Source organism: Armatimonadota bacterium (assembly GCA_016125185.1).
Lineage (GTDB): Bacteria > Armatimonadota > Fimbriimonadia > Fimbriimonadales > Fimbriimonadaceae > Fimbriimonas.
Genome location: WGMG01000006.1, coordinates 1,521,287 through 1,541,515 on the forward strand (window position 1 = coordinate 1,521,287; position 20,229 = coordinate 1,541,515).

A 20,229-nucleotide genomic window follows, 5' to 3' on the forward strand; every position below is an offset into this window, starting at 1 on the left:
AACCTCTCAAGTTCTCTCAATATTCGCCCGACAAAAATACTGGGTTGGGTAACTCAATACATGGGTGGTAATCGAACCGGGAGGGGGTTCAGAAGCTTCGCCAAGAAGATTCTGCCGTGGCTGCAGTCGTCTGTGGTCGGAACCGCCGTGCCGATTGCCTTCGGAGTTTTGGTCTCCATCTTCCTCTGTCTCCGTTACCGAGACGACATCGGATCGCTCCAAAACCAATACCATCTGGAACTCGATTCCAAGGCCAAAGTCCAAGCTCAGCAGATTCAGGGGATGTTCCAGGAAATCCACCACGGTCTGCAGACCGTTGCCAACATGCCCGGCATTCGGCGAATCGACCTGACTCCACAGAGTCTGAGAACCAACCCTGCTGAATGGGCCGGTGATGCCTTCGAAGGTACCGAACAAATCTTCCTCAGCCTGGCCCATGACCACGGCATCAGCGAGATCACGGTCTCACCGGTCGGCCTCGACCCCGAAAAGATCAACCCGGCGACGGGTCGCAAGTGGGCCCCATCCGCCGTTTTCGATTCCGACACCGTCAGCCAGATTTCCGACAATCAGCTTTCGCTTGAGAAGGTCGTTCGCCCAGGAGAAGTCACAGACTACGAATATGGGGCGATGAAGAAGCAGATCGCCTTCTTCCAACAGGTTTGTCCTCGAAAGGATCAGGTCACCCTCCTCAATTACCCGGCCGTCATGAGTTCGCAGGTCACCGTCTGCGATAACCGCAACTTTCGCGTGACTCACGATGAGGCTGATCGCCGTGGATTTGTCTACTCGGTTCCCTACTACGGCCCGCAAGGTCGGCTTCGAGGAATCATCTCCTGCGTGTTCCTCACAAAGACGCTCCGCGATCTGCTGCCGAGCTCGGATGCCGCGATTGTCGACACAAGGGGGCACTTTGCCATCTATCGAGAAGGCATGGGCACCGCCACCACAAGTGCCGAAGCCATCCAAACCGCCCAGCAGGACCCTTCGCTGAACTATTCCAACGTGATCGCGCTGGCCTTCCCCGATGACTGGGGCAAGTGGCACTACTGGACTGGCAAGTCGAACCGCGATTTCCTCGGTCGAGAAGACGTCCAGATTCTCCGCACCACGATTCTCATCGGTCTCGCCGTGCTCTGGACCGGTGTGCTCTTCCTCGTTGGTTTCATGGCCGCCGTTCGCAAGCGTCAAGAACAGCGACTAGAAACTCTTCTCCGAAGCAGCCAAGAAATCCTTTTCATGACCGATGAGAAAGGCAAAGTTCTCACGACTGGCGGCCAGATCAAGAAGGAATTGGGCTGGAATCGGGGCGACTTTGTCGGCGTCAACCTCGGCTTCTTCGTTGTTGAGGAATCTCGACAAGAATTTGCCAAGCATATCCGGCGCGTGGCCGAAAAGGCCTACGGCGAAGAGACGGCAGAGTTCCGCATCGAAACCCAAGACGATCGCCCAATCTGGTACGAATTCACCACCACCAACATGTCGCACGTGCCGGAGGTTGGCGGCGTTCTCATTTCGCTCCGCAACGTCGAAACCCGCAAGCAGGCCGAACTCATGCTTCGCACCGCCAAAGACGCGGCCGAAAGCGCCAACGAGGCCAAAAGCGAATTCCTTTCGCGGATGAGCCACGAGCTCCGCACCCCCCTTAACGCCATTCTCGGCTTCGGACAGCTCCTCGAAATGACCCCCGAGACGACGCAGGACCAGGAAAGCGTGGGCCAAATCCTCAAGGCCGGGCGTCACCTACTCAATCTGGTCAACGACATTCTTGATATCTCGAAGATCGAAAGCGGTGCCGTCTCAATGTCCGTCGAACCCATCGATTGCCTCGACGTCATCGACACGGTCGTTACGCTCGTCGATCCGCTCGCCAAGCAGACTGGCATCAGCCTCGCTGTCGAGTGCGACTATCCCTACCTCGTCATGGGCGACCGCCAGCGCGTCGTCCAAGTCCTCACCAACCTTTGCACCAACGCCATCAAGTACAACCAACCCGGCGGATCGGTCACCATTGAGGTGGAACAGCGAGCCAATGGCCAAACCACGTTCCGCATCTGCGATACCGGAATCGGCATCAACCCGCAGGTCATCGACCGGCTCTTTACCCCGTTCGACCGTTTGGGTGCCGAACGGCTAACCGTCGAAGGAACCGGGCTCGGACTAGCCCTTTCAAAGTCGCTCGTTGAAGCTATGAATGGCACCATTGAGGTGAATTCCACCCTCGGCAAAGGCACCATTATGGAGTTCTCGTTGCCGACTGCCGACAATCACCTTTATGTGGTCGATGGAGACCGGCAATTCGAGTTGCCGGAAACACCGACCCCGAAGAGTGAAAGTGTACGCATTCTACACATCGAAGGTGATGTCGCCAATTTACGGCTTGTCGAGGACCTCCTCCGCGACGTGCCACGGTACGAGCTTCGCAATGCGAGCCAAGGTAGCGTCGGCATCGAGCGAATGGCCGACTTTCGGCCTCACATCATCCTTCTCGACCTTCATCTGAACGACATGTCCGGCCTACAAGTCCTCGAATTCATCCGATGTGGCAGCCCGTTCACCGAGGCAAAGGTCATCGTTTTAAGCTCGCAAGTGGACCCGGTCCAACTCGAAAAGGCTCTCTTTCTTGGAGCCGACCATATCCACTCCAAGCCAATCGACACTCAAGAACTTCTTCACCTCTTGCACGAACTATCGGAAGCAGCAGCATGACAAACCCCATTCGACTCCTGAGCTCCAGAATCCTCATTTTGGACGACGAACCAGCCAACGTTCTCCTATTGGAACGCTTGCTGGAGCAGCTGGGCTACAACAACATCGAAACGTACACCAATCCGCTGGAAGCGCTTCCACGCATCTTGGACGTGAACGTGGATCTCGTTCTTCTCGATATCCAGATGCCGCAGCTCACCGGCTTCGAAATCCTCGAAAAGATTCGCGACCACAAGTTGGAGAATGAGTTCCGGCCCGTGATGGTCCTCACCGCCGATGCCACCGCTTCTACCAAGCGAAAGGCGCTCGCACTCGGAGCCGAAGACTTCCTCACCAAGCCGTTCGAAGCCTACGAAGTCGCTCTGCGCGTCAAGAACCTGCTCCGCACCCGACAGCTTTACAAGGAAATTTCGCTCGAAAACGACCTGCTGGAACAGCGTGTTCGCGAGCGAACGACGGAACTCGAAGAGGTTCAGCTTGAAATCGTTGACCGCCTTGGTCTCGCCACCGAATACCGAGACGACGACACGAAGGCGCATACAGCGCGAGTGGGAGACATGGCGTCCCAATTGGCTGCGACGATGGGGTTGTCGCAGAAATTCGTCCAGTTGATCCGCCTTGCTGCACCACTGCACGATATCGGCAAGATCGGCATCTCCGATCTCATTCTCCTCAAGCAGGGCAAACTTACGCCCGAGGAGTTCGAGACGATGAAGAAGCACACCGAAATCGGTGCGTCCATCCTCTCCGGCAGTAAGTCGGAAATCCTTCAACTCGCGCAGGAGATCGCTATCTCCCACCACGAGCGATGGGACGGAATGGGCTACCCACACAAGATCGGAGGAGAGAATATTCCGCTGTCCGGTCGAATCGTGTCCGTGGTCGACGTCTTCGACGCCCTCACCCACGAGCGAAGCTACAAGAAGGCTTGGCCGGTCGAAGAAGCCCTCGCTGAGATCGAAAAGAATGCTGGAACGCAGTTCGACCCCGTGGTCGTCGATGCGCTCCTCACGCTCTTCCCCGAATATCGTATGCCTAAGGCCGCCTAAACCGAACCGAAATCTTCTAATATTGAGACAAGATGGTCCTAAGCGCTATTCTTGTCGCCTCGACGCTGAGCGCGTCCCGCCCCGTGCCGTTCCTCATGGGCGTCCAAGCCTGGACGTTTCACAACTTTTCTGCCTTCGAAGCCATCGAGAAAACCGCCCAAGCCGGCGCAAAGTACATCGAATTCTATCCTGGCCAATCCTTCAAACCTGGCTCCAAATCTTCCATGGGTCCTGGCCTCACCGCCGAAGAGATGGCCGACCTCAAGGCCCAGCTCAACAAGTTCGGCGTGACCCCGACTGCTTATGGCGTCACCGGCATCGACAAGGACTACGACAAAGCCAAGCCGCTCTTCGTTTGGGCGAAGTCCCTCGGCCTCAAAGTCCTCAATACCGAGTCGGTCGAGTCCATCGATACTATCGAAAAGCTCGTCAAGGAGTTTGACATCAAGGTCGGCTTCCACAACCACCCCAAGAGGGCCGACAACCCCTCCTACAAAATGTGGGACCCAAACTACGTGTACGGCATCGTCAAGAACCGCGACCATCGCATCGGCTCCTGCGCCGACACCGGTCACTGGGTAAGGAGCGGCATCAAGCCCATCGACGCCCTCAACATGCTCCACGGGCGGATCGTCAGCAGTCACCTCAAGGACCTGAACGAGTTTTCACCTGACGCCCACGACATGCCTTACGGCACCGGAGTCTCCGACGTACCCGCCATTCTCGCCTTTTACGACAAGATCGGCCTCAAAGGCACCGTATCCGTGGAATATGAATACAATTGGGACACAAACGTGGACGAAGTAGCGCAATGCATTGGCTATGTTCGTGGGCTCTATGGGCGTTAGTTTGCGATACCTAGTTGTATTTGAACGTCAAAAGTGATAAATCATTTACTCGGCGCGAAGCGTTTTCAAAGCGTGGACCGTCAAGAACATACATTGTGCGGAACCGGGGGGCTTCCGCGTCGAATCGTCTGGGCGCTCTGATCAAAGGCGTTCATTGGGGTTCGGCCGATTGCGTCCCTTGATCGCATCGAGAGAACTATGGGCAGAGAACCCAAAATAATCGACATATTGCTTGTGGAGGACAACGCTGGCGACGCCTTGCTTGTTCAAAAGGCCTTTGAACTAGGGCGGATTGCCAACCACATCTTCACCGTACCAAACGGCGAAGAGGCACTAAAATTTCTGAAGGGTGAGGGTGACTACGCGGGTTCACCCCGGCCCGACCTCATCATCCTCGATCTGAACATGCCAATCATGGACGGACGCGAGGCGCTGGGAAAAATCAAGGCCGACCCCGACCTTTTGTCGATCCCGATCATCGTGATGACGACATCCGACGACGAGCGGGACATCATGAACAGCTACAAGCTGCACGTCAACTGCTACATCACCAAACCCGTGCAAGTTCGCGATTTTCTTGAAGTCATCAAGGCAATCGACTACTTCTGGATTGGAGTCGTATCGTTGCCCGGAAACGATTGACGGGCAAGACTATGTCGCAAAGCCCTCGCCCGTCTGAAGCGGAGATCACGAGCCTCCAGGTTAGCAACACCGAAGACTACGCGATTTTTGCACTCGGTGTCGATGGCGAAATCCTAACCTGGAATCGGGGGGCCGAATGCCTTCTTGGCCTGAAGCGGAACGAGGCCGTTGGTCAGCCGTTTGCCCTGCTCTGCCAGACCCTCGACACGACACCGGATAAGCCGGAAGAGATTCTTTCCTTCGCCCTCTCGAAGGGGCGATACGAGGAACAGAGTCACCGCCACCGTCCAGATGGCTCTACCTACTGGATTGAGTTCTCGGTGTCCCCCCTCTATGACGAGGGCAAATCTCATGTCGGCTACTCCGTCGTGGCAAAGGATATTAGCGACATACGTAAATCACTGGCCCGAGAGCGTCTTATCCACAACATCGCTACGATCTCGGCCGAGGCAGGAGACCATATCGCCTTCCTCTGGACAGTAATGTCGCAAATTGGCCATTACTTTCAGTGGCAGGTCGGCCACGTTTTCTTGAGGGAAAAGCCAAGCGGTCCCCTCAAATCCACCGATATCTGGTACTGTCTCGACAACTCCGAAAACTATCGCGAACTCATCGAAGTCACCAAAGGAATCGAAGTCGAACCGAATGTCGGAACCCCAGGTCGAGCGCTGGCCACCAAGAAAGTTGTCTTTGTACCGGACCTCTTTGCCGACGACGCTCTCCTCCGATTCGAACAGCTTGTTGCGACTGGTCTAACTGCCACCATCAGCATCCCAATCCTGGTCCACAACGAGGTTTTTGCCATTATCGAGTTCGCAACGCGGGAAAAGGTTGCCGACACCGTATTTGTCGTCGACCTCGCCGAAGTTCTCAGCGCCCAAATATCCCAAATATTTGAGTTGAGGCGAGCCCTCGACGACCAAATGGCTTTCGACAATGCCTCGCGCGATCTCCTCTGTTGGGTCGGCTACGACGCTTATTTCAAGTTCGCGAGCCCGAGCTGGTCGACGGTACTTGGGTACACCCCAGAAGAAGTTCTGAAAATCCCTTGGCCCGAACTCGTCCATCCCGACGAGCTTGACTACGCTCTCCAAAACGGTCGTCGTCAAATCGAAGAGGGCGCAACCGTAGAAATCATTCTTCGCTTCAAGCACAAGGACGGCTCTTTCCGATCGATAGAGTGGCACTCGGTTCCCCTCCCCGAGCGGGAAATGATATACGCAATCGGCCGCGACGTCACGCAAAAGATCGCCACCGAACGCCAACTTCAAGAAACCCTTGCGCTCCAAGACGCCGTTCTTAACGCGTCGCACTACGGCATCATCTGCGTCAACTTGGAAGGTGCGGTCACCGTCTTCAATAAAGGTGCCGAAAGGATTCTAGGCTACACAGCCGAGGAGTTTGTCGGCGTCAAAGGCCCACCTCGCCTGACCGATCCCACTACATTGGCCGAACGTGCGTCGGACCTTTCCAAAGCCCTTGGCCACCCAGTACAAGCCGACGTGGCCGGATTCACCGAACTGGCTGAGTCTGGCATCGATCAAGAATTCGAGTGGACCTACATCCGAAAGGACGGTACCCGCTTCCCAGGCCTGCTTGCCGTCTCTGCGTTGCGCGACGAGAGCGGCGAAATGAACGGCTACATGGGCATCATCCAGGACATCACTAAGCGCCGCGAGGCCGAAGATGCCACGGAGCGCCTGCTCGCCATCGTTTCCCAGTCGCCGGACCTGATCGGTTTCATCGATTCCAACGAACGAATCGTTTACCAGAATTTGGGAGGCAATCGCATGCTGGGTTATGCCGACGACTTCGACTTCGTTGGGCAGGACGTCACCCAGTTCATGACGGAGGCAGCCATCGATCGAGCCCGAAATATCGTTGTTCCCGCTATTCTGGAGCACGGCATCTGGACTGGCGAGTCCGAATTCATGCGCCAAGATGGAAGCCGAATTCCCGTGTCCCAGGTCATCTTCTTCCTGCCCAATAAGGACGGCGAGCCGCCGTACATTGCAACGATTGCACGGGACATCACGGAGTTCAAGCGTTCCCAGGCCCAAATGTCCCTTCAGGCCCAGAAGCTTCAGCACTCAAACCAGGAACTGGAACAGTTCGCATACGTCGCCTCCCATGACCTCCAAGAGCCGCTCCGTATGGTTTGTAGCTTCCTTGGCCTCCTCGAAATTGAGTTCGACGACCAACTCACCCCCGACGCACGGGAATACATCCGCTATGCCGTCGATGGTGGCATGCGGATGAGAAGCCTCATCGACGGCCTCCTCGATTTCTCACGGGTGGGTCGGCAAAATCTCGCCCTCGAATCAACATCGATGGAGTTAGCCCTTCAGGACGCCGTGCAGAATCTCAAGATCGCTGTGGCAGAGTCCGGCGCAACCGTCACCCACAGCCCCCTTCCTACGGTCATGGGAGATCGCACCAGTCTCACCCGTCTTCTCCAAAATCTCGTCGGTAACTCTATCAAATTCCGAGCCGATCAGCCGCCTCAGGTTCATGTTGGAGTGGAAGACACGGATGGAGACGAGTACCGATTCTGGATCGAAGACAACGGCATTGGCATCGACCCCAAGCACGAGGAGAAAATCTTCCTGATTTTCCAACGTCTCCATGCTCGAGACAAATATCCGGGCAATGGAATTGGACTCTCGATTTGCCGTAAAATTGTCGAGCGCCACGGCGGCAAGCTTTGGCTCGATAAAGAGAAAACCGGGGGAGCGAGGTTCTACTTCACCCTCAAAAAAGGGACCTAGCACGAATGAGCTACAGCGGACAAGTGATCGATATCCTTCTGGTCGAAGACAATCCTGGCGACGCCAAATTGGTGCAAAAGGCTTTTGAGCTCGGCAAGCTTGCCAATCGTATCTGGCATGTGCCTGACGGCGAGCGAGCCTTACAGTTCTTGCACCACGAAGGGGAGTTTGCCGAGGCCCCTCGTCCCGACATCATCCTCCTCGACCTCAACATGCCCGGCATCGATGGCCGCGAAGTCCTCTCCCACATCAAGAACAGCCCGGACCTGATGACCATCCCCGTCATCATCATGACCACCTCGTCCGCCGAACAGGACATCCTAGAGAGCTACAAGCTCCACGTCAACTGCTACATCACCAAACCCGTCCAGGTTCAGGACTTCATCACCGTCGTGAAGACTATCGACGAATTCTGGATCGGCGTCGTCAAGTTGCCGCGCCACGCCACGAGCGATAGCTGATCAACTAGTTGAGGTCAGCGAGGGAAATGATGCGAAGCGGAATCGGGGCGAGACATGTCTCGCGGGATTGGAAAGTGGGCGTCTTGTGGGTGGGTCATTGGGCGAGAAAACCCAGGAGTGCTACCTCACTGCCGAGGCTTAGGGCAAACTACTGAATCTGTAATCAGAGGTTCTGAGGTTAAGAGCCGCTAAGCGACACCATGACTTCTCAAGGAAAACGCATTGGCCCACCCAAAGCAATGGACATGAACCCACTTTGGTAAAGTGACAATATGAGTTTGATTGCCTATTCCACTGCGCTGATCCTAGCCATGAGCAACCCCAAAGACTACAAAGCCGAAATCGAGAAGTGGCGTCACGATGCCAACGCCCAACTGCTCACCCCCGAAGGTTGGCTCTCGGTCGCTGGACTATTCTGGCTCCAAGAAGGCGACAACTCTCTCGGAACCAAAGCCGACGAAGCCGTCACGCTTCCCCACTACGCTTCGCCCCTCGCCCAGGTCGGCACCCTCACCCGTACCGGCAAGAAGGTCACGCTCAAAGTCGCCGACGGTGCCGATGTGAAAGTCGACGGCAAAACCGGCTCGACCTTCGATCTGAAGTCCGACAACGACCAGGACACCAGCACAGTGTCCGTCGGCCCCGTCACCTTCAAGATCATCGTCCGCGGCGAAAGAGTCGGCGTCCGCCTCTTCGATTCACAATGCAAAGCCGTCAAGGAATTCAAGGGCCGCAAATGGTATCCCGTCAAGCCTGAATTCAAGATTGAGGCGAAGTTCGTCCCGTATACACCCGCCAAGACGGTGTCGATTCTCAACGTCCTTGGCGACTCATCGCCGGCAAAAGTCTCCGGCTACGTCGAATTTCCCATGCACGGCAAGACCGTCCGCCTCGATGCCATCGATGAAGGCGGCGAAATACTCTTCTTCAACTTCCGCGACGCCACCAGCGGCAAGCAAACCTATGACGCCGGGCGCTTCCTCTACAGTGGTCCGCCCAAAGACGGCAAAGTGACCCTCGACTTCAACCGCGCCGTCAACCCGCCCTGCGCTTTCACGTCCTATGCCACTTGCCCGCTCCCGCCCAAGTCGAACATTCTCGATGTCCCCATCGAAGCCGGCGAACTCATACACCACCCGACGCACTGACAAAAAAATCCCCTGGGTGGGTGACCCCAGGGGATTTTTCAGTAAGCCGAAGTAGCCTAGCTCTGTCGGTTTCGGTGTTCGCGGATGAACGCCGGAATATCGAGGTCGGTTTCATCGAACAGATCGGCCGCTTCTTGCTGCTTGCGCTCGAACATTCTTTCCTTGGCCGCCGCTACCACATCGGCGCTCGTCACCGCATTGGGAAGCTCAGGCTCCACTGTCGAGGTCACTTGCGTCACAGGGCCGGTGGGCTTGTCCGTGTTCACCGTCAAGCGGGTCGGAACCACCGGCGCCGCTGGTTGCTCTTCGACCGGCTTGGCTGCCGCCGGAGCGTTGACCACCGCCGTGCCCGGCGAGAACGGGTTGAAGTCCGTCGCCAGAACCGTGATTCGGACCGTGGTATCCAGCGTAGAATCCAAAACCGTACCGAAGATGATGTTGACTTCGTCCTGGTCGCATAGAGACTGGATGTACTCCATTGCCTCGCTCGTCTCCGCCAGCGTCAGGTCGTCGCTGCTCGTGATGTTGACCAGCAGGCCCTTCGCGCCGTTGATCGTCTGCTCAAGGAGTGGCGACGAGGTCGCGCCCTGGGCCGCCTGAAGTGCGCGTCGCTCACCAACGCCGTAGCCGATGCCCATCAGGGCCGGACCGGCGTCCTTCATGATCGCTCGCACGTCGGCAAAGTCGACGTTGATCTGACCGGGAATCGTAATGATGTCCGAGATACCTTGCACGCCCTGTCGAAGCACATCGTCCGCCACGCGGAACGCCTCGCTCAGCGTCGTCTTCTTCTCGACCACGTTCAAAAGCTTATCGTTGGGAATCGTGATGATGGTGTCGCATTTGCCCATCAGCGAATTGACGCCTTGCTCGGCCAGGCGGTCTCGCTTCGGACCTTCGAATCGGAACGGACGAGTCACCACACCAACCGTCAGCGCGCCCAATTCCTGAGCGATCTCCGCCACGATCGGAGCAGCGCCCGTGCCCGTACCACCGCCCATACCGGCGGTGATGAAAACCATATCGGCGCCATCCAGAGCCTTGCGAATGTCGCCTTTGCTCTCTTCGGCCGCGGTTCGGCCGACTTCGGGATTGCCTCCCGCGCCAAGACCACGGGTCGAATTCGTACCCAGTTGAACCTTTTTCGGCGCGTTGCTCAGGTCGAGAACCTGAACATCCGTGTTCATCGTAATGAAATCGACACCCTTGATGCCGCTTTCGATCATTCGCTCGACGGCGTTTCCGCCCCCGCCGCCAACACCAACTACTTTGATTACAGCGTTTCCAGTCACACTCATCACCCAAACGTTCCTACAAAGCAGGAACAATTCCTCATTCTAGCAAGTTTCAGATGTGGAAAACCTGGGGAAATGTGTGGAAAACCCTAGTTTTTCCCACTCAACATTGACCAGAGACCTTTCACGCGGTCCTGCCAACTCTCGCCGCCCGAAATCGGGCTCAACTCATCCGAGGTCTGCAGAATAAAGCTGGTTGCGCCGACTGCCGCCGCCAAACCGACATGATCTCGGCCATTCTTGATGCGCGGCTCGCTCACCCGAACCGGCATGCCGTTCATCGCCTCGGCAAAAAGCTCCTGAGTCTTTGGCAACATCGAGCCGCCACCCGTCAGCACCAAGCCGCCTTCCAAGACCCCGCCGTAGCCGGACTTTTCCACATGCTGGCGAATGAGCTTTGCCACCTCGCGCATGCGGCTCTCGATGATCTCGCACAAAACCTTTCTCTGCATCGGACGCGCGACCGGATGCCCAAGCTGATGAACCTCGATCGCTTCCTTCTCGCTTACGCCTGCCGAAATCGCCACGCCGTAGTCGATCTTCAGCCGCTCGGCCTCGTCGGCATCGCAGTTCAGCAACTGACAAAGGTCGTTGGTCACGTTGTTGCCTCCAACCGGGATGCACACCGCCGACGCCAATGCGCCGTTTACGAAAATCGCCAAATCCGTCTTGGTCGCTCCGATGTCCACCGCCACCGCGCCCTTCTCGAGCTCGGTCTGCGACAGCACGCCCAGGCCCGAAGCCAAAGGACCGAATACCATCTGGTCGATCTCCCGACCCGAAAGCTTCACCGCTTGATCAAAATTATTCACGTGGCTGGTCAGGCCCGTCACCAGGTAGCTGATGACCTCGAGTTTGCCTGCGTTCATACCGACCGGCTTCGACGTGCTCCGCACCTCGTCCACCCGAAATTCGCGTGGGATCGCCTGAATCTGAACCCGGTCCGGAGGAAAGATGCCCGTCTGGCTGTGCTTCACAACCTCCATCACGTCTTGGTTCGTAATCGCCCGGTTCTTCGGGATGATCGGCTTAAAGCCTTGCACGGTCGAGCCCTCAAGCTGAGGACCGGAAATGACCAGAGAAACTTCGTTGACCTCGTCGCGACCGAGGTCGTGGGCCAGGTGTCGCAGGGCCGTATCGACCGCCCGAGAGACCGCGTCGAGTTCGACGATCGCCCCTTTTCTCATGCCGTGGCAGTCAACCACCACCAGGCCGTTGACATCGAGTTTGCCGCCGTCCCCCATCGACGAGGCCATCGCCACGACCTTCGTGGAACCTATTTCGACAACCGTTACCATCGCCTGATTACTCTACACCCTCTGCGGTCGTCAGGTTACCGGATTGGGAGTTTTCTTTTTGGCTGGCTTCTTCTAGCTTCTTGCGTTTGATTCTCGACATCATGTCTATGTAGTTTTGCAGGACGTACCGGCGGATAATGCTCAGGTTGTTGAAGATGCGCATTCCCATCACCAGCGTCACGACCAGGTACAGGTTGATGCCGATCTGGTCGCCCAGCCAAGCGATGGCGAACGCGATAATCGTGTTCGTGAAGAATCCCGTCAGGAACACGTCGGTTTGAAACTTGTTTTCGTGGGCCGACCGAAGGCCACCCAGCACGGTGTCGAATCCCGCCACGCACGCTACCGCCAGGTACTGCGCGGCAATACCGTCGACCCGCACCCGGAACGCCAGCGCGATCACGGCTCCGATGACCATGAAGATGATCGGGACGAGAATCACTGCTTCGGCTGCTCCTTCGGAACCACACCGAACTTCATGGTGGAAACGCCGAGGTAGGCCGGGATGCGGAGCGAATCCTCCTTCGAAATGGCGACCATCGTCGGGCTCGCGCTCGCAAGCTCGGCCATCATGCCGCCCGTCATCGTAAAGCTGTTATACAGAACCGTTTGGTTGCCGATCGCCAGAATCACGAACGGCGACGTGACCTTCACATCGTCGACCAAAATCGTGGGGCCCGCACAGCGCACGCTACTCGTCGCGACCAACCGCTGGCCGTTGACCGAGATCGCCTCGGCTCCCGCCGAAAACAGTTCATTCGTCACTCGGAGCACATCGATATCGTGAATCAGATCCGCATCCTGCGGCATCGGTCCCGCCTTCGTATTGTCTCTCAACGTGACTTTGACGCCCGGACCTTCCAATTCGGTCAGGCCCGCCATCACTTTCGCGTCCTGCAATTGGTCGTTTAAGGCTTTGGACCCCTTGCTGTTATCCGAGATCGCCTTTTCCAAGGTCGTCTCCTTCTTGCGAAGCGTATCGACTTCTGATTGGAGTTGTTGGTACTTGACCAGATCGATGACATTTTCAGCGACTCTCGATCTCTGATCACCTGTAAGGTACATGTAGCGTGAATTACGCGTCTCTTTCGTCAGCCACGCCCCAACAAGCATAAATCCAAGAATCCCCGACAGAGCGCTGACGGGAAGAACCCATTTGTCGTTGCTGCTGATTTTTGTAAAGGGATTAACCATTTTCTTTCTTTCTCGAAACAACCTGCGGGTTCTCGGGAACCATCAGGTTGAGGGAACTATTGACCTCAAATAAGTCAGGTTTAGTTTGCAGAATCTGCTTCAATTTTTCGATCTTTTCCGGCAGTTGCTCGCTGGTGCCAAGATCAACGGTTCCGTTATTCATATTTAAGCACAAGCCACCAGTCTCTTGGACCTCGATTTCAATCGGATTTTCTTTGTCCTCGATGTCTGCCAACTGTTGGTGAACCAAATCCGCCAAGCGAGCGACGCTCTTATAGTTTATGACGCCGGAAAGCGCCACCACCGACACACGTATCTTAGGTTCCAATCGAATTTGAGGAAAGGTGCCCTTTTCTTCCGGATCGGTGAAGACCACCCCCGTACTATCCAGATACGTACTCTTCGAACCCACGATCGCCGCCACGGGTTCCCGGTATTCCAGCATCAGCCTCGCAACCCCAAAGATGTTCCGCCGGAAATCCGCGCTCTTGACGCGCGACTCGTTCATGAAGAAGTTCTCGACGAAACGCGGATCGACTTTCAGAGCCGGTTGGCCCTTGATCGCTTCCGTAATGCGGGCCAAGCGTTGCCGCTCCGACTGCCGCACCCCATCGAGATTGAGAGACCGAATCGCCGTAATTTTTGAGTTAAAGCAAGCGAGAAAGACGTTTACGCCGAGCGCGACGAGCAAAACCGGACCCCAGTTGATCCGTCGTCGGGCGCGTGGTCGAGCTCTGAGCCGAGGTTTGGGACTAGGTTGAACGGGCTTAGACTTTTTGTCCATCGCGCGCCAACGCATCCTCCACGATCTTGGTGCACAGGGCTTCGAACGAAATGCCCGCCGCCTGGGCCGAATTCGGCAAGAGCGAGGTCGTCGTCATCCCCGGCAGGGTGTTCACTTCCAGGACGAACAACTCGTCGTCCCGCACGATGATGTCGGTTCGGGTCGCCCCGGTGCATCCCAACGTGTGATGCGCCAGCAAGGCGATGCGCTGAGCTTCCTTCAAAATCGCATCCGACAGCCGCGCCGGAATGATCTCCTCCGTCGCGCCCACCGTGTACTTGTTCGCAAAGTCATAGCCGCCGTCCTTCGGGCTGATCTCCACCACCGGCAGAGCCTCGCCACACAGCACCGGCACCGAAATCTCGGTTCCCTGCACCCACTCTTCGATGAGGACGCCGCCCGGATACTGCAGCGCTTTCACCACGCCCTTTCGCAGTTCCTCTTCAGTGTGCGCAAAGGAGAGTCCAACCGTGCTTCCCTCTTTGTTGGGCTTCACTACCGCCGGAGCGGAAATCGTCACCGGCTCATCCGCAGAAAACACCAACTGACCTTGCGGAACCCGCACTCCCGCGGCGCTCAAAATCTGCTTGGTCCGGTCCTTATCCATCGCCAGCGCGCTAGAAAGAATGTTTGAACCCGTGTACGGAATGTGAAGGAGTTCGAACAGACCCTGAATCGCACCGTCCTCCGCGTGCGTGCCGTGTACTGCCAGGAACGCCACATCGGGCCGAATCGATCCCGTAAACTCCAGCAAAGCGCCTTTGCGAAGCAGAAGATTCGTCACATCGTACGTCTCGACCTCGAATCCCGCCTTCTCCAAAGCCTTCGCGATGCAGTTCCCACTGAGGATCGAGACCTCGCGCTCGCTACTATCGCCACCGTAGATCACCGCTACCGACTTCTTCGGTCGAATGTCCCGCTCGATCTCTCGAATCAGGTCCGGCGCAAATTCGTGGATGTTCCCGGCACCCATGCCGCACACCACGTCCCCGGTCTTAATTATGGCCCTCACCACTCTCGGCAACAGGTACCGAGACGGCACGTATCTCATTGGCTTCGTCAGCCGCTCAGCGATTCGAACACTGCTGACGCCAGGAATCGGCGCTTCCCGCGCCGGATAGATGTCGGTGATGAACACGAAGTCCGCCTCATCCAGCGACTTCGGAAAATCCTTCAAATGCTCTAGGGTCCGCGAGTAAAGGTGCGGCTGAAACGCCACCACGATCCTCCGCCCCGGAAACTTCTGCTTCAAAGCCTTGATCGACGCCGTGATCTCCGACGGGTGATGCGCATAGTCGTCCACCACCGTGATCGGACCATCCAGCAAAACCTGTAACCGCCGCTCCGCGCCGTTAAACCGCGCAATCCCCATCTCGACCATTCCGAGGTCGGCGATGGTCTCATCGTTGTTCAGCAGCGAGGCCGCCGCCAACGCCCCCGTCGCGTTCATGCGGTTATGATCGCCCGGCAAATTCAGACTCAGAGCCTTCCCTGCGTCCGTGTTTTTTGCGTCGATGCCCATCTCGAACTTGTTCGAAATCTGCTGGAGCCACGTATCGCTGAGGCCGTACGGCATACACCGCACATCCGTCAGTTCCGCCACTTCCGCCGCACCGCGGTCATCCGCGCAATACACCAGGCCCCCGCTCGGCGGAATCTTGCTCACGAACTTCACCATGCTATCGCGCAGGCTCTCGTAGCTTCCGTGGTAGTCCAAGTGGTCGGGTTCCAAATTCGTCAGCACGACGATGTACGGGTCGATATCGTTGTACGCCTCGTAAGCCTCACAGGCCTCGACGATCGCATACACTCCGTTGCCTTCCCGCACGGGCCCATTCCAGTCGATCACCGGCGCTCCGACAACCACCAGCGGGTCAACCCCGGCCGCGATCAATCCCGCGCCAAGCATTCCTGTCGTCGTCGTCTTGCCGTGTGTGCCGGTCACGGCAATCACCTTGTACGGGCGTAACAGCCAACCCAAAGCCTGAGACCGTCGCACGACGGGCAAGCCCAGCTTCCGAGCCTCTGCCACCTCAGGCGAATGCTCGATATCGACCGCATCGGTCACCACCAACGCCACCTTTTCGTCACGTTGGGCAAAAGCAAAAACCGGCAAACCCGAGTGGCCGATGGAAACGTCGTGCCCCTCTTCGATCAATCGCGCCGTCTCCTGGGAGGCCACCGCGTCCGTGCCCGCCACCGCATAGCCACGATGCGACAGCATCCGGGCTAGCGCGCTCATTCCCGCGCCGCCGATCCCCACCAAAAAGAACGCTCGACATGGAGCGAGCGACTCGGTCGGAGAAAACGATGATTCGATTTCGGTTCGCCTCCGCATGAAACCTATTGTGCCGCCTTCTTAACCGCAGACCAAATTCGATAAGTTGCGTCTGGTATATCCCATTCTGACAGAGCTTGGGCCGCCTTGTCCCGCCTTGTCTCGTCTTTCAACCACGCCGCGATCTCTTCCGCCAACGATTCCGGCGTACAGGTCCCTTGCTCCACGAGCGACGCCGCCCGCATTTCCGTAAACTCTTGCGCGTTCCGATGCTGGTGGTTGTCCGCCGAGGTTGGAAGCGGAATCAGGATCGACGGCAATCGCGCCATCGCAAACTCGCTCACCGTACTCCCGCTTCGCCCGATGGCCAGCGTCGAAGTCCGATACGCCTTCGCCATCTCCTCCGCCTCCAGATACGGCTTCAAATCGTACCGATCCTCTAGCCCCAGCGTCGAATTCTTAAACTCCTCGTACTGCGACCTCCCCGTCGAGTGAACGACTTGGATGTCCGGCAGCAGCCGCGTCGCCTTTGGCACTACTTCGTTCAGGAATTTCGCTCCGCCCGATCCACCGACCACCAGCACCAGGTTCTCGACCGGTTGCCGCCGAGCCACCGCCTCGCGCAGTTCGCGTCGAATCGGATGTCCGGTCCGCACCACGTTCCGGCCCAAAATCTCGCCCGTAGCCTCGAAGGTCGATGTCACGACCTTCGCGTAGTCAACAAACATCCGCAACGACCGACCCGGAATCGTGTCGCAAGCATGAATCGCCAACGGAACCCCAAGTGCCTTCGCTGCCCGCATCACCGGCGCGGAGCTGTAGCCGCCCGTCGAAAAAACAATGTCCGGTTTCATCGCCGCCATCGCCTTCTTGGCCTCCAGCGACGCCTTCAAAATCTGCGCCAACGCCTTTAGGCCCGCAAGCGACTTATAGCTGTAAACCGGAACCGAGTCGAAACCCTTGAATAGAAACCCACGCTTCCCGCATGCTTCGCCCTCCATCCCCCGATTCGAGCCGAAATACACAAGATCGGCCTCCTCCTGAGCGATGGACGCGACCTCAAGTGCCGGATAGACGTGTCCGCCGGTTCCGCCACCCGTGACGATGACCCTCAACGACAACCTCCTTGCTGGGTTCCGGCGCGCTCGAAAGCCGGTCGCACAGTCCAATGGCGATCCAAAGCGCCACCAAACTCGATCCGCCCGCCGAGATGAACGGGAACGGAATGCCGATCGCCGGCAACGTCGCATTCGCCATCATCAGGTTGGTACAAGCCTGAATGCCGAGCCACCACGCCGTCCCCGTGAGGAACAGCGCCCTAAATCGGTCCTTTTGCTGCTTCGCGTTCTGCAACAGCTTGAAGCAGATTCCGCCGATCAGCGCCAGGCAGACCGCCGGACCCCAAAAGCCGCATTCCTCGCCGACCGTCGCCATGATGAAGTCGCTCGTCGTCGCCGGAAGCATGTACTTCGCGCGTCCGCTTCCAAAGCCGACGCCCACCAGCTTGCCGCTGACCATCGCCAGCTCGCTCTGCGTCGTTTGGTACGTCTCGTCGTTGATGTATTCGCGCTCCCACCGATGCGGGTGAACGGTAAATCGCTCAAGCCGATAAGGTTCTTTCCATACAAACCCGACCAATCCCAAAATCAGAATCAGACCGATCGTCGTGACCGATTTCCAAGTCACCGGAGCCGAGAAGAACATCGCGATCGACGTCGCCAAAATCACGCTCGCCGTGCCAAGGTCCTTTTCGTGTTCGACCAACGCCACCGCCAGCAGAATCACGAACGCGGGCCACAGGCGCTCCAGCTTCGGAACCAAAACTTGGTTCACCCAGCCTCGTTCCCGCTTGCGCTTCTCCCACGTCGCCTGCCACGCCTTCTTGCGCGCCAGCGCATACGACAGGTACAAAATCGCGCCGACCTTCATAAATTCCGCCGGCTGGAGGTTGATCGTGTCCGTTCCGAGCCATCGCTTCGCGCCGTTCTTCGACACACCAACGACCTCGACAAGGATCAAACCCAAAAAGGCCACGCCCATCCAAACCAAAGCTCGTTTCGATAGCTTTTGCGGGTTAGCACGACGGACCAGGAAGAACGCACCGACGCCCACGCCAAGCATGATCGCTTGCATCAAGAAGGGTCGCGGCAAAAGCCCTTGGCCAATGCGCATACTCTGCACATAGCCCGAGTCCAGAATGAACACGAGCCCCAAAATGCTCGATGCCAGGGCTAGCCAAAACAGACTGGTGTCTGCCGACTTCGTTTGAATCCGTTCGCTTCTCATGCCGTCCAATCCATGACGTATGTACGAAAGACGTCGCCACGGTGTCGGAAGTCTCGGAATTGGTCCATGCTCGCGCATCCTGGTGCGAGCATGACGATTTCACCATCCTTGGCTTCATTCGTTGCGGCGTCAAACGCCTCTTTCATGGTACACCAAACGGGGTAATTCCCACCCAGTTCGCGGTTAATTTGTTCGGCATCCCGACCAAATAGGTACACCCCGCCGGGACGTTCGGCGAAGAACTCACGCAGGTTCGCAAAGCTCAAATCCTTGTTCACTCCGCCCGCCAGCACGCGCACCGGAACGTCGATCGACTCCAGCGAAGCCCGAACCGCCGCCGGATTGGTGCACATCGAATTGTTGATGAACCGAATCCCACCCTTTTCCGCCACGAATTCCATTCGGTTCGCAAGCCCCGGAAACTCCTTCAGCGCCCGAATAGCAAGTTCCATCTCCGCGTCGTCCAAGAACGGCCTCGCCAGCGTCAGGGCAATTGAGATATTGACCAGATTGTGCCTGCCCAAAATGCGAAACTCCGAAGCTGGAATCTCGCCCGATCCTGCGATAAACGCCCCGTAGGGCACCGAATCCCGACACTCGTCCGGCAAAATCCGCTTCCGCCTTGCCAGTGACTCGAACGACTGGTTGTCGTCCGTGGTCACCGCGACATCGCTCGGCATCTGGTTACGAAAAATCTTGTACTTCGTCTCGACGTACTGCTCGAACGAGTCGTACCGGTCCAAGTGGTCGGGCGAAAGCGACACAATCGCGGCCGCTCGGGGGCGAAACGTCGGAATCCACTCAAGCTGAAACGAAGAGACCTCCGCCACCAAAATCTGATCCTCGGTCGAGTGGAGCGCCGCGCTCGTCAACGGCTGTTCGTCCAGCCCCGACCCGAAGATATTGCCGCATAGAATCGCGTCCTTCCCTGCCGCCCGCAACGCCACGACCGTCATCGCCGTCGTCGTGCTCTTGCCATTCGTTCCCGTGATCGCGATGACCGGCGCTTTCGAGATTCGGTAGGCAAACTCGACCTCGCTGATCACTTCGGTTCCGCTTTGCGAAAGTGACTGCAGAGCCGCATGCCGATGGTCGATCGCCGGGTTCACCACCACATAGTCAGTGTCAAGATTGAGGGGAAACGGCTCGCCCAACACCAACCTCGCCCCCGTCTTCTCGGCCAATTCGATCAGCTCGGGCTTCGCAATCCGCTCTCTCGGAGTCTCGTCGTAAACTACCGCCTCTTTGCCCAGAGCCTGCAACGCCTCGGCCACCGCCAACCCGCTCCGCCCCAAGCCAAAAATCGCGACGCTCACGTGCTCACAAACTCCAAGACATTTCCACTTCTTTGGGAGTGCTTCCCGATCCTCGGGACGCTTCGAACCAGTCCTTGGACCCCGCCGAGCAAAGCGAGGGCAATGAACGAAGTGAATCGGGGCAAAGCCTGCTTTGCGGAAATGGCCACAAAA

The 20,229-nt window shown here is 57.4% G+C and carries 16 protein-coding genes; 7 read left to right on the forward strand and 9 right to left on the reverse strand.

Annotated elements, in window-relative coordinates:
* Window positions 1-60 precede the first annotated feature (60 nt).
* The 7 genes from GC165_15195 to GC165_15225 all read left to right on the forward strand — a co-directional run bounded on the left by GC165_15195 (window position 61) and on the right by GC165_15225 (window position 9,625).
* Window positions 61-2,709, forward strand: coding sequence for a response regulator (locus GC165_15195; protein ID MBI1334215.1), 2,649 nt, complete (start codon window positions 61-63; stop codon window positions 2,707-2,709).
* Window positions 2,706-3,758: a response regulator gene (locus GC165_15200; GenBank protein MBI1334216.1), complete on the forward strand. Its 1,053-nt coding sequence runs from the start codon at window positions 2,706-2,708 to the stop codon at window positions 3,756-3,758. The genes GC165_15195 and GC165_15200 overlap by 4 nt, the downstream gene beginning before the upstream one ends.
* Before the next feature lie 32 nt (window positions 3,759-3,790).
* Window positions 3,791-4,606, forward strand: coding sequence for a TIM barrel protein (locus GC165_15205; protein ID MBI1334217.1), 816 nt, complete (start codon window positions 3,791-3,793; stop codon window positions 4,604-4,606).
* A 198-nt stretch (window positions 4,607-4,804) separates the two neighbouring features.
* Complete coding sequence (locus GC165_15210; GenBank protein MBI1334218.1) at window positions 4,805-5,248, forward strand: response regulator; 444 nt, start codon at window positions 4,805-4,807, stop codon at window positions 5,246-5,248.
* Window positions 5,249-5,259: 11 nt separating this feature from the next.
* Window positions 5,260-8,016, forward strand: a complete 2,757-nt coding sequence (locus tag GC165_15215; protein MBI1334219.1) for a PAS domain S-box protein — start codon at window positions 5,260-5,262, stop codon at window positions 8,014-8,016.
* 5 nt (window positions 8,017-8,021) lie between these two features.
* Window positions 8,022-8,477, forward strand: a complete 456-nt coding sequence (locus tag GC165_15220; GenBank protein MBI1334220.1) for a response regulator — start codon at window positions 8,022-8,024, stop codon at window positions 8,475-8,477.
* A gap of 272 nt (window positions 8,478-8,749) precedes the next feature.
* A complete protein-coding gene (locus GC165_15225) occupies window positions 8,750-9,625 on the forward strand; it encodes a DUF1684 domain-containing protein (GenBank protein MBI1334221.1) in 876 nt (291 codons plus the stop codon).
* Between the two features lie 56 nt (window positions 9,626-9,681).
* On the opposite strand, the gene ftsZ is transcribed toward GC165_15225, so the two are convergent.
* The 9 genes from ftsZ to murD form a co-directional block, all read right to left on the reverse strand.
* Window positions 9,682-10,923: a cell division protein FtsZ gene (gene ftsZ, locus GC165_15230; protein ID MBI1334222.1), complete on the reverse strand. Its 1,242-nt coding sequence runs from the start codon at window positions 10,921-10,923 to the stop codon at window positions 9,682-9,684.
* Window positions 10,924-11,009: 86 nt separating this feature from the next.
* Entirely contained in the window at window positions 11,010-12,218 is a 1,209-nt protein-coding gene (gene ftsA / locus GC165_15235) for a cell division protein FtsA (GenBank protein MBI1334223.1), read from the reverse strand.
* A gap of 7 nt (window positions 12,219-12,225) precedes the next feature.
* A complete protein-coding gene (locus GC165_15240; GenBank protein ID MBI1334224.1) occupies window positions 12,226-12,660 on the reverse strand; it encodes a DUF1290 domain-containing protein in 435 nt (144 codons plus the stop codon).
* The gene (locus tag GC165_15245; GenBank protein MBI1334225.1) at window positions 12,657-13,412 is read right to left on the reverse strand and encodes a DUF881 domain-containing protein; all 756 of its coding nucleotides are present in this window, start codon (window positions 13,410-13,412) and stop codon (window positions 12,657-12,659) included. The genes GC165_15240 and GC165_15245 overlap by 4 nt, the downstream gene beginning before the upstream one ends.
* Window positions 13,405-13,920: a hypothetical protein gene (locus GC165_15250; protein ID MBI1334226.1), complete on the reverse strand. Its 516-nt coding sequence runs from the start codon at window positions 13,918-13,920 to the stop codon at window positions 13,405-13,407. The genes GC165_15245 and GC165_15250 overlap by 8 nt, the downstream gene beginning before the upstream one ends.
* A gap of 259 nt (window positions 13,921-14,179) precedes the next feature.
* Window positions 14,180-16,534 carry a UDP-N-acetylmuramate--L-alanine ligase gene (gene murC, locus GC165_15255; GenBank protein ID MBI1334227.1) on the reverse strand — a complete coding sequence of 785 codons (2,355 nt, stop codon included), beginning with the start codon at window positions 16,532-16,534 and terminating at the stop codon, window positions 14,180-14,182.
* A 5-nt stretch (window positions 16,535-16,539) separates the two neighbouring features.
* Complete coding sequence (locus tag GC165_15260) at window positions 16,540-17,724, reverse strand: hypothetical protein (GenBank protein MBI1334228.1); 1,185 nt, start codon at window positions 17,722-17,724, stop codon at window positions 16,540-16,542.
* Window positions 17,534-18,838 (reverse strand): hypothetical protein, encoded by a 1,305-nt coding sequence (locus tag GC165_15265; GenBank protein ID MBI1334229.1) that lies wholly within the window; start codon window positions 18,836-18,838, stop codon window positions 17,534-17,536. Before GC165_15265 ends, GC165_15260 begins: the two co-directional genes overlap by 191 nt.
* Window positions 18,757-20,193 carry a UDP-N-acetylmuramoyl-L-alanine--D-glutamate ligase gene (gene murD, locus GC165_15270; protein MBI1334230.1) on the reverse strand — a complete coding sequence of 479 codons (1,437 nt, stop codon included), beginning with the start codon at window positions 20,191-20,193 and terminating at the stop codon, window positions 18,757-18,759. Before murD ends, GC165_15265 begins: the two co-directional genes overlap by 82 nt.
* Window positions 20,194-20,229 lie beyond the last annotated feature (36 nt).

Excerpts from the sequence above, each read along its gene's own strand:
- GC165_15195 (MBI1334215.1), top strand. The coding sequence starts at position 61 with ATGGGTGGTAATCGAACCGGGAGGGGGTTCAGAAGCTTCGCCAAGAAG.
- GC165_15200 (MBI1334216.1), top strand. The coding sequence starts at position 2,706 with ATGACAAACCCCATTCGACTCCTGAGCTCCAGAATCCTCATTTTGGAC.
- GC165_15205 (MBI1334217.1), top strand. The coding sequence starts at position 3,791 with ATGGTCCTAAGCGCTATTCTTGTCGCCTCGACGCTGAGCGCGTCCCGC.
- GC165_15210 (MBI1334218.1), top strand. The coding sequence starts at position 4,805 with ATGGGCAGAGAACCCAAAATAATCGACATATTGCTTGTGGAGGACAAC.
- GC165_15215 (MBI1334219.1), top strand. The coding sequence starts at position 5,260 with ATGTCGCAAAGCCCTCGCCCGTCTGAAGCGGAGATCACGAGCCTCCAG.
- GC165_15220 (MBI1334220.1), top strand. The coding sequence starts at position 8,022 with ATGAGCTACAGCGGACAAGTGATCGATATCCTTCTGGTCGAAGACAAT.
- GC165_15225 (MBI1334221.1), top strand. The coding sequence starts at position 8,750 with ATGAGTTTGATTGCCTATTCCACTGCGCTGATCCTAGCCATGAGCAAC.
- ftsZ (MBI1334222.1), bottom strand. The coding sequence starts at position 10,923 with ATGAGTGTGACTGGAAACGCTGTAATCAAAGTAGTTGGTGTTGGCGGC.
- ftsA (MBI1334223.1), bottom strand. The coding sequence starts at position 12,218 with ATGGTAACGGTTGTCGAAATAGGTTCCACGAAGGTCGTGGCGATGGCC.
- GC165_15245 (MBI1334225.1), bottom strand. The coding sequence starts at position 13,412 with ATGGTTAATCCCTTTACAAAAATCAGCAGCAACGACAAATGGGTTCTT.
- GC165_15250 (MBI1334226.1), bottom strand. The coding sequence starts at position 13,920 with ATGAACGAGTCGCGCGTCAAGAGCGCGGATTTCCGGCGGAACATCTTT.
- murC (MBI1334227.1), bottom strand. The coding sequence starts at position 16,534 with ATGCGGAGGCGAACCGAAATCGAATCATCGTTTTCTCCGACCGAGTCG.
- GC165_15260 (MBI1334228.1), bottom strand. The coding sequence starts at position 17,724 with ATGCGACGTTGCCGGCGATCGGCATTCCGTTCCCGTTCATCTCGGCGG.
- GC165_15265 (MBI1334229.1), bottom strand. The coding sequence starts at position 18,838 with ATGCGCGAGCATGGACCAATTCCGAGACTTCCGACACCGTGGCGACGT.